This window comes from Paenibacillus crassostreae (assembly GCF_001857945.1).
GTDB lineage: Bacteria > Bacillota > Bacilli > Paenibacillales > Paenibacillaceae > Paenibacillus_AQ > Paenibacillus_AQ crassostreae.
In genome coordinates this window covers 2,928,512-2,944,323 of record NZ_CP017770.1, presented here as the reverse complement: position 1 = coordinate 2,944,323, position 15,812 = coordinate 2,928,512, and the positions used below count along the sequence as shown (strand labels likewise).

Genomic DNA, 15,812 nt, shown 5'->3' with positions numbered 1-15,812 from the left:
TCTTTTTCCTGTACTTAAACATTCTCTGAAAAAAATAACATTTTAATAACATATTTTTTATTAGATCATCAATTTAACTTATTTATTCATAGATATTGTTAGTAATCCATATTAAGTCTTGAAATTATTGCGAAATAAGCTTATAAATAAAGTAGCTAATTTAAATAACAAATTAAAAACAAATAATAATATTTGTTGAGAAAAGGAGACTTCATGATGGAAATCCTAACACTAACCGGATTATGGCAACTACAAGATGAAGAAGGACATATTTCAACTGAAGTGCAAGTACCAGGTTCCGTATATAACGATTTACTAGAGGCTGAAATTATTGCTGATCCTTTCTATCGTGATAACGAGAAGAATAGCAAAGACATTATGCAACGAGAGTACCGCTATTCCCGCAGTTTCGATGTAGGAAATGATATTTATCAGAGTGATCGCCTAGAGTTAATATGCGAAGGACTGGATACGCTTACTTCCATTCATGTCAATGGTCACCTTATCGCTAATACCAATAACATGCACCGCACTTATGTTCTTGACATTAAACCTTATATCCAACTAGGAACGAATGACATCGAGATTCATTTCCATAATACGTTGGATTATATTGCACATAAACAAGAAGCTTCTTATTTATGGGGTGTTGAGACAACTGTTGACGGCTTCCCTCACATTCGTAAAGCTCATTCCAGTTATGGTTGGGATTGGGGTCCACAATTACCCGATGCAGGTATCTGGAGAGATATTTATCTAAAAGCACACAACACTGCACGTATTCAAGATGTCTATATGACTCAGCATCACACAGAAGAACAAGTCGAATTAGACCTTCGCCTAGAGTTAGAATCATGGAGTTCGGAACAATTAAACGTCGAAGTCATCATCACAACTCCAGATGGACAATTGATACAGAGTCGATATCAAGCTGAATCTGGAATTCAGTCCTTTACGATGGCAATCGATCAGCCACAACTTTGGTGGCCTAATGGGTACGGCAATCAACCCCTTTATACAGTAGCTATTGAGCTTTTTGATGGTGCTATGAAAGTCGATGAACAGAAGTACACGATTGGGCTACGGAATATTCGGATTAAACAAGAACCTGATACTTGGGGCGAAACGTTCGAATTCGAGATCAATGGTGTATCTATATTTGCTATGGGTGCAAATTACATTCCTGAAGATAATCTATTACCTAGAACCTCTAAGGAAAAAACAGAAATTCTTATTCGCGATTGCATCGATGCGAACTTTAACTGCATTCGTATTTGGGGTGGAGGAATTTACCCAGATCACAATTTCTATGATCTCTGTGACCGTTACGGACTTATTGTCTGGCAAGATTTCATGTTCGCCTGTGCTGTGTACGATATGACTGATGAATTCGCAGCAAACATTAAACAAGAAGCGATTGATAATATTCGTCGCTTGCGTCATCACGCTTCGCTCGGTATTTGGTGTGGTAATAACGAGATTGAATCAGCCATCGTTGACTGGGGATTCCCTAAGACCGAGAAGATGAAGGAAGATTACATCAAACAATTTGAAGTCCTTCTCGCAGACGTAGCCGCTCAATATGATCCCAACACATTCTATTGGTCCTCCTCCCCATCATCTGGTGGTAGTTTTGATAACCCCAGCGATCCAAACCGAGGAGATAACCATTACTGGGATGTGTGGCATGGTCTGAAGCCTTTCACTGAATATCGCTCATTCCACTTCCGATTCTGCTCTGAATTTGGCTTTCAGTCTTTCCCAAGCCTAAAGACGATTGAAACTTTCACTGAGCCTGAGGATCGTAACATCTTCTCTTATGTCATGGAGAGACATCAGAAGAATGATGGAGCAAATGGAAAGATCATGTACTATCTTTCTCAGAATTTCAAATATCCTAAAGATTTCTCTTCACTTGTCTATGCCTCTCAGCTATTGCAAGCAGAAGCCATGAAATACGGGGTAGAACATTGGAGACGCCATCGTGGTCGTTGTATGGGTGCGATCTACTGGCAGCTAAATGACTGTTGGCCGGTTGCTTCCTGGTCAAGTATTGATTACTACGGCCGTTGGAAAGCTCTTCATTATTTCGCCAAACGATTCTTCTCTCCAATTCTTCTCTCTGCTTGCGAAGAAGGTAAGAAGGTCGCACTACATGTGTCCAACGAAACGATGAACTCATTCACAGGAAACGTATCCTGGAAGCTCCGTAGCACGACATCGGATCTGTATCTTCAAGGAGTTCAGTCTGTTGAAATCAATTCGCTTAGTTCTACATCTGTAGTTGAACTCGATTTCACTTCACTTCTAACAGATGATGATATGCGTTCCGCTTATTTAGAATACAGTCTCGATAATGTAGCTTGCGATCGAGTAAGTGAAGGTGTTCTTCTCTTCTCAGTTGCTAAACATTTCATACTAAATCCGGTAACCATCACTACCGAATGGTCTGAAGATGAATCTACTTTCGAACTGAAGTTAACATCAGATGAACTTGCGAAATACGTGGAATTAGAATTTACAGATCTCGATGCTAAATGGAGCGATAATTACTTCGACCTATGCCCTGATTATGTGAAAAAGATAACTCTGAACAAAACGTCATTAGCACCATCTGTTACTCTAGAGACTCTTCAATCGGCACTGCAGATCCGTAGCGCCATTGATATGGCTGATTAAGTTGATGCTACGAGCGACCCTTTATATCACTTAAAGAAAGAGGTATAGATATGAAATCACTCAATCCATTTATCGGGGGAATGACATGGGGATTCACGGGTGTCCGAGGTACTTGGAATAATCCAAGTGCTGAACACTCCATGGAGGAAATGGTTCGTACTCTAAGTGTGAATTGGACTACGATTGCATTCTCTGCCTTGCAGGAGACTGCTCATTCTACTGAAATCCTATTCGAAGATGAACCTACTGTTACGGATACCGAAGTACGTTGGGCTATTCAAAAGGCACAATCCTTAGGTCTTCAGGTCTGCTTGAAGCCAATCGTTAACTGCGCTGATGGTACGTGGAGAGCACATATTAACTTTTTTGATATCGATGTGCCTTGTGAACCGAAATGGTCTGAATGGTTCTCCTCCTACACTCGATTCATCCTCCATTATGCTGCCATCGCTGAGGAACTAGGATGTGAAATGTTCTGTGTAGGGTGTGAAATGGTACAAACTGATCGACGGGAAACACAGTGGCGTCAACTCATTCACGATGTTAGACAAGTGTATTCCGGTATAGTCACTTATAACTGTGATAAATATCAGGAGGATCAGGTCAAATGGTGGGATGCTGTTGATATGATCTCATCTAGTGGATACTACCCCATCAACACTTGGGAAGAGCAGCTAGATCGCATCGAACAAGTCGTCCAGCAATACGACAAGCCCTTTTTCTTCATGGAGGTCGGTTGCCCTAGTCGTACAGGATCTCAGCATTTACCTAATGACTGGTCGCTACAAGGAGATCCGAACGAGGAGGAACAAGCTCAATTCTACCGAGTCATGTTCGATCAATGCAGTAAGCGTGATTGGGTGCAGGGATTCATGTTATGGGATTGGAAAGCAAATCTCTATGATCCACAGGATGCATCAAGCGACGATGATTACTGTCCATATGGCAAGAAGGCAGAAGGAATTATCAACCGTCAATATGAATTGCTTAAAAATTAATTATAGGTGGTGCTCTAATGAATATGGAAAACTTAGTTACAACATGGAAAGCTGACCTTGAGCGCGAATTAAAAGACAATATTCTGGGATTCTGGATGAAGTATACCCTCGATAAACAACACGGAGGTTTCCTTGGTGAGATCACTCCAGACCTACATGTAATTGAAGGTGCTGAGAAAAGTTTAGTCCTGAATACCCGGATACTTTGGACTTTCTCTGCTGCATACCGAATCTATCGTAACCCAGAATACTTGCAAATGGCAGAACGTGCGTATGAATATGTAACAGAACATTTCTTAGATTCTGAATATGGTGGGTTGTTCTGGATGCTCTCTGCCGAGGGGACACCTACGGATGACAAGAAACAAGTCTATGGCCAGGCATTTGCCATCTATGCCCTGACAGAATATCATCGAGCTACTGGGCATGAGGAATCTTTATCATTAGCTATTAAATTGTTCCATCTTCTGGAGAAATACAGCTACGATCCCCAATATAAAGGATATCTAGAAGCTCATACGCGTGACTGGAAGGTGACCGATAATCTTAGCCTCAGTGATAAGGATTTAAATGAAAAAAAATCGATGAATACCCATCTCCATGTCATGGAGGCTTATACTAACCTATTGCGTGTATGGCCATCAGATGAGCTTAAAGTTCAATTAGCAGAACTTATAGAAGTCACTTTAGACCATATCGTCGATCCCATTACAAGTCACTTCAAGTTATTCTTCAACGAAGAATGGCAAGTGAAATCAGATCATATCTCATACGGGCATGATATTGAGGGTAGCTGGCTTCTGTTAGAAGCAGCAGAGGTTCTAGGAAATGCCGATCTTCTAGAACGAACGAAGATAGTTGCCATTGCAATGGCAGAGGCTACCTATGTTGAAGGTATCGATCCTGATGGAGGGATTCTGAATGAAGCTAATGCTGAAGGGCTTATAGATACAGATAAAGACTGGTGGCCACAAGCAGAGGCGATGGTTGGATTCTATAACGCTTTTCAAATGACAGATGACGTTAAGTACAAACAAGCAGCATTAGATTCATGGTCTTTCATTCAGAAATATATCGTTGACCACGAGCATGGTGAATGGATTTGGAGTGTCACGCGTGAAGGTGTTCCTAACTTAGAACATTCCAAAGTCAGCCCTTGGAAATGCCCTTATCATAATGGAAGAGCTTGTATGGAAATGCTGGAGCGGTTGTAGGCCAATACACAACGCCCATAAGCATATCAATTCGCTCACTAATAGAAATATTCGCATGATTGTATGCCAGCCTAGCTGTCGATTTTGATTTGTTCATCGTCAACACAGCAATAATTGCAAAAAGTACAACTAATTCTAGCTATATTAATCTTTTGCCTTTTTTAATTGCACAAACTACATCTAAATATAGCATTTTTAGCATTTTGCATGATTTCATCAAAACTAACTGTACTATTTACAACTACTTTTCCTATGCTTACATTTCTTCTGGAATAGATGTATTTTTTACAACTATTAGGTTATACCGTACGCGCCACGATGCCACCACGGAGTAAATAGTAATAGTATGGTGTTTTGGTTTGTTATTGTAGTATGCATATATTGGCTACTCATGTTAATTTCTTATTTTCTCGAATTATATGACCGTAATTTGCAACCGTAGTATCAATTTGGATAATCTCAGGAGGATTATAATTTATGAATTCATTATTTAATGCTCGTAAACAACAGCTTACAGAACGCTATGAGGTGTTAATTAGTCGCAAGAATGAAAAGGTTCCTTATGGTAATGGCATTTATGATCGATATCAATATCCTGTTCTTACGGCTGATCATTCACCACTAATCTGGAAATATGATTTCAACCCAGCGACTAATCCATATTTCATGGAGCGCCTCGGAATTAATGGGGTATTTAATGCCGGTGCTATTCATCTGAATGGTAAATTCTATCTAATCGCACGTGTGGAGGGTCTAGACCGCAAATCATTCTTCGCTGTAGCTGAGAGTGACAATGGCGTAGATGGCTTCCGTTTCTGGGATCATCCCGTTGTATTGCCCGAGACCGAAGTTCCCGATGTGAATGTCTATGATATGCGTCTTGTACAGCATGAAGATGGCTGGATTTATGGGTTGTTCTGCACAGAACGTAAAGATCCAGATGCACCTAGAGGTGATCTATCCAGCGCCGTTGCTCAATGTGGTATTGCCCGTACGAAGGATCTTATCACTTGGGAACGTCTAGCAGATCTCAAGACAGCTTCTGCCCAACAACGGAATGTCGTATTACACCCAGAATTTGTTGATGGTAAATACGCTTTCTATACACGTCCACAAGACGGGTTCATCGATACAGGATCAGGTGGCGGTATTGGCTTCGGAGTGTCTGATTCCATCGAAAATGCTGTGATTGACGAAGAAATCATTATCGACGAAAGATATTATCATACCATCAAAGAAGTGAAGAATGGTCAAGGACCTGCACCAATCAAGACAGATAAGGGCTGGTTGCATATTGCTCATGGTGTTAGAAATACCGCGGCTGGTCTGCGTTATGTACTTTATGTTTTCTTATCTGATCTTAAGAATCCTCAAGTCGTTACGCATCGTCCCGGAGGACATTTCATTGCTCCTGATGGGGAAGAACGTGTTGGTGATGTATCCAACGTGGTGTTCTCGAACGGTGTAATCGCACTCGATAATGGCGAAGTATACATTTACTACGCTTCCTCGGATACGAGACTTCATGTGGCTACAACTACAGTAGACCAATTACTTGATTACGCGATGAACACACCAGAAGATCCTTTCCGTTCTTACGCTTGTGTACAGCAACGGATTGAGTTAGTGGATCGCAATCTAAATCTATAGATAGATTAGAAATACTATCCGAAGGCAGATTGCTCTGATGAGCAGTCTGTCTTTTTGACATATATCATCTATTGAAATCAATATTTGGAAGGAATATGGATATTAAAAGCGAATGTATACTATTCGTCTATCCATGCGGTTCATCAGCATGCGCAATATTCAGAAGTTCGAGGAGTGATCTATTGCCATTTACATTTGCACATCCACTGTATATCGTTCCACTCAAATTGATTAAACCACGATATATTAATTTAGCCGGACTTATTCTCGGAAGTATGTCACCCGACTTTGAGTATTTCATTGCATTGGAACCCTACCAGACTATTGGCCATACACATCTGGGATTACTACTACAAGCCCTTCCATTAAGTGTAATCTTTATATTGCTAATAAGTGGAGTTATGAAGACTCTAGTATCCCATTTGCCCTCTACCTTTAATATCGATATAAGATTATACACATTTCTTAAATTTTTTGACTATCGAGATCCCCTCAATTGGCTAAAATTTCTTATCTCTGTTGTGATCGGATTCTACAGTCATCTATTCGTAGATGCATTTACTCATCTCTCAGGATATTTTGTCATGAGATACCCCTTTTTTCAGAATAGCTATTTCAATCTTCCAATGTACAAAATACTGCAATATTCACTCTCCATCATCGGTATGCTGGTGCAATTGTTATTGATCTTATTGCTTGTCATCAATACTCCCTACTCCATAAGTTCATTTAGAAGAGTACCTTCGAAAAGAAAAATCTTATATTGGTCCAGTGTATGTATTATCACAATAAGCGTCATGATTGCAAAGCTAGCCTTAACTACAAGCCCAAATATATTAGGGATCATCATCGTCTCTTCGATATCAGGGTTAATACTTGGAATACTCATTGCAAGTATACTATTTCGAGAACGTATTAAGGGAATTACATTCTAATCAAGAGGAGTGACAACTATGGAGTACGATATAGGAAGCATTCAATGGATCGCCAAACAGCTCTGTTCCAATTCCTTGGAGACGGAGCTGTTTCTTTATAGATGGAGATGATAATCCCTATTGTACTCTAGCAGCAGTTGTGGAGTCACGGAATACGATATCCCCTGATAATAGAATCTTCTCCATAGGCTCGTTGACCTTGGCTAATCGTTCAAGCAACTTCTCTACGGCACGACGCCCCATAGCTTCTTTAGGAACATGCACGGTAGTTAGCGTGGGAAGTGGTATATCACTGTAGCCGACATCAATATTATCGAATCCAGTAACCGAGACCTCCCCTGGAACATCAATACCGAGTTCAATCAAGGACTTCATGGTGGTTCGAGCTATGAAATCATTTGCACAGACAAGAACCGTTGGCATCGTTCTACTCTTCTTCAAGTTAATCAACCAGGACCGTATCTCACCTGCAAATTCATTATTCTCAACCCCCACCAGATTCTCCATGGCTTCTCCAATTGCTTGTAGCTCCAGTCCTCTCTCCTCTATCGCGGAGCGGAAACCAATAAAGCGATCTCTAAAGCTTCTCGAGAATCGGTTATTACCAATGAACTGTAGCTGTTGATGCCCTGTTTCCATTAAGTGGTTCGCTAGACGAGCCATAGCATCTACATTGTTTACAAATATCGTATCTGACGGTATCAAGGGGTCCTCATGGTCTACCAGAACAATAGGAAGTCCAATTCGATGGATCTCTAGTAATAGAGGCGTAGAAATCTGCCCTACACCAATCAGACCTAGAATTCCATTAGGATTTAATATATCTAGAAAGCTGTCCACACTCTGCTCTGAAATGATGACCATTCCAAGTCCTTCCTCTTCCAATTGCATTGAGATTCCTTCCATAATCCGTCCCCAATAAAGTGACTCCCGCGTCTGAGAGCGAATATTCGGCATGAGCACAATAACAGATTGTTTACCATTCGCGTAGGCTATCTTACGATCTGGTTTCTTAACATAGGCATTCTTCTGAGAGAAGTAGCCAAGCTGTGATGCCGCCTGAATTACTCTCTCTTTCGTATCTTCATTGACACCACCCTTACCAGATAACGCCTTTGAGACAACAAATTTAGACACACCTAAATGGTCAGCAATCTGTTGCATCGTGATTTTCTTAGCCATATTTCCAACCCACCTCAAATCATTATTAACTATTAGATTCGTAAAAATCCCCGTTTGTTATCATTAATTCATAACTTTATTATAACAATAAAGCTGCCCAGATCATATATCTTCATCTATATATTTACATCATATTGACAACATTTAATTAAATGTATACATTTGTATACATATCGATCTCGTATACAATTGTATACGTATAATACAACGAAAAGGATGGATACATATGCGTCGTCGTTCAACCTCACAAGGAACAAGTTCCGAGAAGCATTTAGACACCCCTTCTCACCATAAAGGTAAAAGAAGAGAAGTCAATAATCTCGATCGTGCGGAAAATGATGGAGGTCGTCATTCCAAAAGGAACAGCCGCAACTCGCACCAAAATATTCCAGAATATGCATTAGATAAACGACATGTAGATCTTGGTGACAAGCACATCCACAGTGCAAAGACCTTTCGTCGAGGGCGCATTATTGTCTTTCTGAAACAGTTACAGGTGAAGCGTTCTACCTTAATGCAACAGCTGCAACAGCCAGAATTCAAATCGATTGAACAAGTCATTAGTGGTGAATTGAAAGCAGTCGATGAGATCATTCAACAATACACACACTTATTTGAATTGCGTGCAGCTGAATCTGGTGACGATGACCCGACACACCCACGAGGTGATTTGTAATGTGGAGATTAAAATCATATCTAAAACCATATTGGGTATCTAGTCTACTAGCCCCTCTATTTATGGTGCTTGAGGTATGGATGGATTTATTACAACCGATGTTGATGGCAAGCATCATTAATGATGGCATTGTCAATCGGGATCTCACTCATATCCAGCATACTGGACTCATCATGATTGGTGTTGCCTTAATTGGAGTCATCGGTGGTATTGGCTGTTCCATATTCTCAAGTATTGCTTCTCAGAACTTCGGAAGAGATCTACGAAACAACTTATTCGAGAAAGTGCAGACCTTCTCCTTCCGCAACCTTGATCAACTGGAGACAGGTTCGCTTATTACTCGACTAACCAATGATGTCATGCAAATGCAGACTTTTGTACAAATGATCATGCGAGCCTTCATCCGCTCTCCACTTCTATTTGTTGGTAGCTTCATTATGGCTTTTTCGATTAGCCCTAGATTAACACTCATTCTTGCTGTTGCCACTCCACTTCTATTCATCGTATTAGTTATTCTCATTCGAAAATCCTTCCCTCTGTTCACCAAAGTTCAGTCTAAGCTCGATGGCGTGAACAGTGTGCTTCAGGAGAACCTATCTGGTATTCGTGTCGTAAAGGCTTTCGTTAGAGCAAATTATGAAGGCAAACGCTTTGGTACAGCAAATGAAGAATATACTGGGGTTGCTATTAAAGCCGCCCGTTTAATGGCTATCAATATGCCTATGATGACCCTTATTCTAAATGTAAGCGTGGTTGCTGTATTGTGGTATGGCGGAGGACTAACCCAAGGTGGTTCTCTTTCTACTGGGGATTTAATCGCCTTTATCAACTATGTAACTCAGTTACTGTTCTCTATGCTAATGATTAGCAGTCTGCTCCCCTTCGTCTCCCGTGCAAAGGTATCTGCGGCACGTATCAACGAGGTGCTAGATACCCTAACTGAGATTACTGATCCTATTCAAGGGGATAGCAACAAGAAAGAAGCTCTCATTACGAATGGATATATTCAGTTCAAGAATGTATCTTTTGCCTACGACAGAGCTCAAGCAGAACTTGTCCTTCACAACATATCATTTCATGCTGAATCCGGTCAGACGTTAGCTATTCTCGGTGCTACTGGCTCGGGGAAATCTTCACTGATCAGTCTGATCCCTCGACTATACGATACGACGAGCGGCAGTATACTTATCGATGGAATCAATATTAAAGATATTTCCTTGGATTATTTGAGATCACATATTGGTATGGTTATGCAACAATCCATTCTGTTCACCGGTACGATCAGAGATAACATTAGCTATGGCAAATCAGATGCTAATCAAGAGGAGATTGAGGCCGCTGCGATAGCAGCTGAAGCGCATGACTTCATCCAACAGATGCCAGATGGATATGATACGATACTCGGCCAACAAGGCGTCAACTTATCAGGGGGTCAGAAGCAGCGGATATCCATAGCCAGAGCATTACTCCTTCGGCCTGTTATTCTAATTCTAGACGATAGCACTAGCGCGGTAGATTTAGGAACGGAATCTCGGATACAGAAATCGCTCAGAGAATTGATGAACAATACAACGAATATCATCATTGCTCAGCGAATCTCATCCGTCATTGATGCTGATCACATCATTATTCTTGATGATAACGGTACGATTGCTGGCGAAGGTACACATGATGAACTTCTTCAGAACAGCTCAATATATCAAGATATTTATCGATCACAATGGAAGGAGGAAGATACCCATGTCCCAGTCAACTAATCGAGACTCTACTCCAACATTTAAACCAATGGCAGGAGGCATAGGGATGCCTGGAAAAGGCCCAGGACTAGGAACAACTCCAAAGGTGCGTCCCAAAAATACGCTCGCCACGATAAAAAAACTATGGACCTATCTGAAACGTCAACGTGTAGGATTGATCCTTGTCTATATTTCCACTTTTCTAAGTGCAGTCATCTCTCTCGTTGGCCCTTACCTAATCGGTAAAGCCATCGATGATTACATCATTCCTAAGGATCATAATGGTCTGATATGGCTATGCTTGCTGATGCTAGGTATCTACGTTCTTGGAAGCGCCGTATCCTGGGTACAATCTTATGTCATGAGTGGCGTATCCCAGCGGACTGTGCTTGATCTTAGACATGATCTTTTCGAGAAATACCAACAGTTACCCTTAAAGTTCTTCGACACTCATAGTACTGGCGAACTCATGAGCCGAACTACGAATGATATTGAGAATGTATCCAATTCATTGAATCAGAGTGTCATCCAACTGCTGACAAGCATGATCACCCTCTCGGGTTCACTTGTCATTATGTTAAGCCTGAATCTGCCACTAACCTTAGTTAGTCTAGTCACTATCCCTCTTGTCGTGTTCGCAACCCGTAAGATCGCCACCTTGACGCGACGATATTTCAAAGGTCAGCAGAGACATCTTGGAGAACTGAACGGATTCATTGAAGAGACGATCCAAGGACAAAAAGTCGTTAAGTTATATCGTCGCGAATCGATGGAGATCAAGCGATTCAAAGGCATTAATCAACAATTAAATACGATGGGTATCAAAGCACAGATTGTCTCTGGTCTTGTTGGTCCTGTGATGAATGCTGTGAACAACCTCAACTTCGCCCTCATCGCTGCGATTGGTGGTTGGATGGTCTTCAAAGATTTAACAACAGTTGGCGTGATCGTTAGTTTCCTTAATTATTCTAAGCAATTCGGACGCCCGATTACTGAACTTGCCAATCAATATAATCTTATTCAATCTGCTGTTGCTGGAGCTGAACGCGTGTTTGAGATTATGGAGTTGAAGTCGGAATATACAGAAGATGATGAAGTCATCGTTTCTAACGATTTGCAAGGCCATGTTACGTTCGATAACGTATCCTTTAATTACAGACCGGATTCACCTATCCTGCAACAGGTTTCTTTTGTAGCTAAGCCTGGTGAGAAAATCGCGCTTGTCGGACCTACAGGTGCTGGCAAAACAACAATCGTCAATCTACTGACCCGCTTCTATGATATTGATGAAGGTCAAATTTCTATCGATGGTATAGATATTCGTCAAATGGATAAAAATAGCCTTCGCATGAATTTAGGAATGGTTCTGCAAGATGCCTATGTATTCTCAGGCAGCATTCGTGAGAATATCCGCTTCGGTCGTCTAGATGCTACCGATGAAGAGGTTCAAGCAGCAGCACAGCTCGCTAATGCAGATGGCTTTATCTCAAGACTTCCTCATGGCTATGATATGCTATTACAAGCAGGGGGTAGCAATCTCAGTCATGGACAGCGACAACTCCTAACCATTGCTAGAGCAATTCTAGCCAATCCATCGGTGCTCATTCTTGATGAAGCAACCAGTAGCGTCGACACCCGGACAGAGATGCATATCCAAGAGGCTATGAAGAATCTAATGCAGGGTCGAACCAGCTTCGTCATTGCTCATCGCTTAAGCACCATTCAAGATGCGGATCAGATATTGGTCATGCATGGAGGTCGAATCATTGAACGAGGTAATCATGAGCAACTTTTGATTGCCAAAGGGTTCTATTATGAACTTTATTCGGGTCAGTTCAAACGAGTTATTTAGAGAGTGAACCTTATGCTTTCATATATTTTAAAAGAGTGTCTGTATTTCATGGTTAGTCCCATAAAGTACAAACACTCTTTTTGTTCAGAGCACATATCGACTCACAAATGACGTTAACTTGCTTCCATAACCCTCTTTATCTGCAAAGAAGGCATTTCCATGTTGTGCATGGGGTACAGATAATAGTTCCTTCTCACTGCCTGCAGCCTCATATAAGCGGTGTACCATATCATAGGGTACGAACCTGTCCTCATTGCCATGAATGAATAGGATTGGAAGTTTAGTCCGACTTACTTGCTCTAATGCGGAAGCTTCACCGAAGAAATACCCCGCCCGTAATCGGCATACTAAGCTTGTTAATGGAATCAACGGGAAAGCAGGAAGCTTATACATCTCTTTTAATTGATACGTTAGGATATCTTTAACCGAAGTATAGGCACAATCAGATACAATACACTTCACTTGTTCTGGTAATGGTTCACCACTAGTCATAAGCACTGTAGCGCCACCCATTGAGATTCCGTGAAGGATAATTTGTGAACCTTCTCCATGGCTTGCGATCACATAATCAATCCATTTCAGGTAGTCCTTACGATCATGCCAACCGAATCCGATGTAATGTCCTTCGCTTTGACCATGTCCTCGATCGTCTGGCATCAGCACATGATAACCTAATTCCTGATACAATTTAGCGAAGTTCGACATGTCTCTACCCTGACCTGAATATCCGTGGGCTAGAATAACTACTTTATTGCTATCCTCAGGGGATGGTATATAATGGCCAGCTAATTGCAAACCATCATCTGATTTAATTTGTATTGTTCTTATAGGTTGTTCTTGTAACCAATCCGTAGCTGATTCCCATGGCTGAGATGTCTTGAGCAAATTAGGATCGACGTTCATGAAATCCTTTTTACTACGGTATATGCTGACATTGTATAAGTATACGCTGGCGGCGATAAGAACTAAGGCAAGCATAACAATGACAACCATCATGATGAGAATTGCAGTCTTCATTTGTCTATTCTCTCCTCTTTTTAAGCATGGATCATTATCAAGTATAAACGCCTTCGGCGTCCTTATAAGGACGGTAAGTGTTTAAGCGAGAAATATAAGATATAAAGTATAGCGTAAAACTTATACTTTATATCTTATATTTTAAAATACTACAATCACCAACTCCATAACAAGCATAACACATGTGAATGATCATTTTGGATATCATGTCCATTCTACAGCTCCTTCATTCCATAATGAAATGGATTTGCCAATTCACCCTAAAATTATGATATATTGCTCTTGTAGGATTGATAATGATAGAGGAGGACGACGTGCAGATGGAATTCAGAATCGAGAAAGATACAATTGGGGAAATAAAAGTACCTGCGGACAAGTTATGGGCTGCTCAAACCCAACGCAGCTTTGAGAATTTCCAGATTGGTACTGAAAAAATGCCTTTAGATCTGATTCGGGTATTTGCTATTTTGAAGAAAAGCGCCGCTATCGCTAATGGTAAACTTGGCAAAATGGACTCCGTTAAAGTGAATGCCATCGTTGAAGCCGCTGATGAAATTATCGCAGGCCAACTCGATGAACACTTTCCGCTCGCCGTCTGGCAAACAGGTAGTGGAACTCAGTCTAACATGAATGTCAACGAAGTTATTGCGAACCGTGCCAATCAACTTCTCGCACTCAAAGATAGTCCACTTCGCATTCACCCCAATGATGATGTTAACAAATCACAAAGTTCCAATGATACATTCCCAACAGCTATGCATATGGCTGCCCTCATTGCGGTAGAAGATCAATTACTACCTGCGATTGCTCAATTAAAAGAAACATTCCTGCTCAAGAGTGAACAATTCCAAGATATTATTAAGATAGGCAGAACTCATCTGCAGGACGCCACACCTATGACCTTAGGTCAAGAAGTAAGTGGCTGGTATCGCATGCTCGATAAGACGGAAAGTATGATTAGAAGTAGTGTCGAATATGTCCGTGAACTAGCTATTGGTGGAACAGCAGTAGGTACCGGTATTAATGCCCATCCTAAGTTCGGGGATATGGTCGCAGAGGAAATCAGCAACCTAACCGGCAAAACGTTCACCTCTGCCTCTAATAAGTTCCATTCTCTTACGAGCCATGATGAACTCGTCTATGTTCATGGTGCATTGAAAGCGCTCGCTACAGACCTCATGAAGATTGCCAACGATGTGAGATGGTTAGCAAGTGGTCCACGATGCGGCATTGGAGAACTGATTATACCAGCGAATGAACCTGGAAGTTCCATCATGCCAGGTAAAGTCAATCCAACTCAAAGTGAAGCCCTAACAATGGTTGTCTGCCAAGTGATGGGGAATGATGCAGCGATTGGATTTGCAGCAAGCCAAGGTAATTTCGAATTGAATGTATTCAAGCCTGTCATTATCTATAATTTCCTTCAATCGGCAGGACTTTTGGCAGATGCCATAAGATCATTTAATGATAATTGTGCCATTGGGATCGAACCCAATTACGCCGTTATCCAACGTAACTTAGAACAATCCTTGATGCTTGTGACTGCGCTAAATCCGCATATCGGATATGAGAATGCAGCGGCTGTAGCTAAGCTAGCCCATAAAGAAGGTCTAACGCTCAAAGAAGCAGCGCTACGGAGCAATCTATTAACAGAAGCCCAGTTCGATGAGATTGTGCGACCAGAACAAATGATTCATCCGAAGGCAGATTAGGTTAAGTTCTTTTTGAAAAAAAGACCGCCCAGTTTCATTGGTCAAGCCCCCATTGATAGTCATGATTATCAATTGGAAGGGCATACCATATACTGGGCGGTCTTTCATTTAACGGCAGATCTAAATATTCTACCGTTAGTTCCATCTAATCTATCTTCAGA

Annotated in this window: 11 protein-coding genes; 9 read left to right on the top strand and 2 right to left on the bottom strand. The window is 41.2% G+C overall.

Annotated elements, in window-relative coordinates:
- Positions 1-213: 213 nt before the first annotated feature.
- The 5 genes from LPB68_RS13490 (at position 214) to LPB68_RS13470 (ending at position 7,476) form a co-directional block, all read left to right on the top strand.
- A complete protein-coding gene (locus tag LPB68_RS13490; RefSeq protein WP_232510282.1) occupies positions 214-2,679 on the top strand; it encodes a beta-mannosidase in 2,466 nt (821 codons plus the stop codon).
- A gap of 50 nt (positions 2,680-2,729) precedes the next feature.
- Entirely contained in the window at positions 2,730-3,677 is a 948-nt protein-coding gene (locus LPB68_RS13485; protein WP_068660372.1) for a glycoside hydrolase family 113, read from the top strand.
- Between the two features lie 17 nt (positions 3,678-3,694).
- On the top strand, positions 3,695-4,891 hold the full coding sequence (locus LPB68_RS13480; protein WP_068660374.1) for an AGE family epimerase/isomerase: 1,197 nt from the start codon (positions 3,695-3,697) through the stop codon (positions 4,889-4,891).
- A 477-nt stretch (positions 4,892-5,368) separates the two neighbouring features.
- Positions 5,369-6,541: a glycoside hydrolase family 130 protein gene (locus tag LPB68_RS13475; protein ID WP_068660376.1), complete on the top strand. Its 1,173-nt coding sequence runs from the start codon at positions 5,369-5,371 to the stop codon at positions 6,539-6,541.
- 182 nt (positions 6,542-6,723) lie between these two features.
- Positions 6,724-7,476, top strand: a complete 753-nt coding sequence (locus LPB68_RS13470; protein WP_068660378.1) for a DUF4184 family protein — start codon at positions 6,724-6,726, stop codon at positions 7,474-7,476.
- A 117-nt stretch (positions 7,477-7,593) separates the two neighbouring features.
- Here LPB68_RS13470 and LPB68_RS13465 read toward each other — a convergent pair whose 3' ends face one another.
- On the bottom strand, positions 7,594-8,658 hold the full coding sequence (locus LPB68_RS13465; RefSeq protein ID WP_068660380.1) for a LacI family DNA-binding transcriptional regulator: 1,065 nt from the start codon (positions 8,656-8,658) through the stop codon (positions 7,594-7,596).
- Between the two features lie 226 nt (positions 8,659-8,884).
- Between LPB68_RS13465 and LPB68_RS23440 the strand changes: the two genes are divergently transcribed.
- Genes LPB68_RS23440 through LPB68_RS13450 form a run of 3 tightly spaced genes read left to right on the top strand, consistent with a single transcriptional unit; the run spans position 8,885 to position 12,922 of the window.
- Positions 8,885-9,334, top strand: a complete 450-nt coding sequence (locus LPB68_RS23440; RefSeq protein ID WP_232510283.1) for a hypothetical protein — start codon at positions 8,885-8,887, stop codon at positions 9,332-9,334.
- Positions 9,334-11,091 carry an ABC transporter ATP-binding protein gene (locus LPB68_RS13455; RefSeq protein WP_068660382.1) on the top strand — a complete coding sequence of 586 codons (1,758 nt, stop codon included), beginning with the start codon at positions 9,334-9,336 and terminating at the stop codon, positions 11,089-11,091. The genes LPB68_RS23440 and LPB68_RS13455 overlap by 1 nt, the downstream gene beginning before the upstream one ends.
- A complete protein-coding gene (locus LPB68_RS13450; protein WP_082865794.1) occupies positions 11,075-12,922 on the top strand; it encodes an ABC transporter ATP-binding protein in 1,848 nt (615 codons plus the stop codon). Before LPB68_RS13455 ends, LPB68_RS13450 begins: the two co-directional genes overlap by 17 nt.
- An 84-nt stretch (positions 12,923-13,006) precedes the next feature.
- On the opposite strand, the gene LPB68_RS13445 is transcribed toward LPB68_RS13450, so the two are convergent.
- The gene (locus LPB68_RS13445) at positions 13,007-13,939 is read right to left on the bottom strand and encodes an alpha/beta hydrolase (protein ID WP_068660384.1); all 933 of its coding nucleotides are present in this window, start codon (positions 13,937-13,939) and stop codon (positions 13,007-13,009) included.
- A gap of 320 nt (positions 13,940-14,259) precedes the next feature.
- Between LPB68_RS13445 and fumC the strand changes: the two genes are divergently transcribed.
- The gene (gene fumC, locus LPB68_RS13440; RefSeq protein ID WP_068660386.1) at positions 14,260-15,651 is read left to right on the top strand and encodes a class II fumarate hydratase; all 1,392 of its coding nucleotides are present in this window, start codon (positions 14,260-14,262) and stop codon (positions 15,649-15,651) included.
- Positions 15,652-15,812 lie beyond the last annotated feature (161 nt).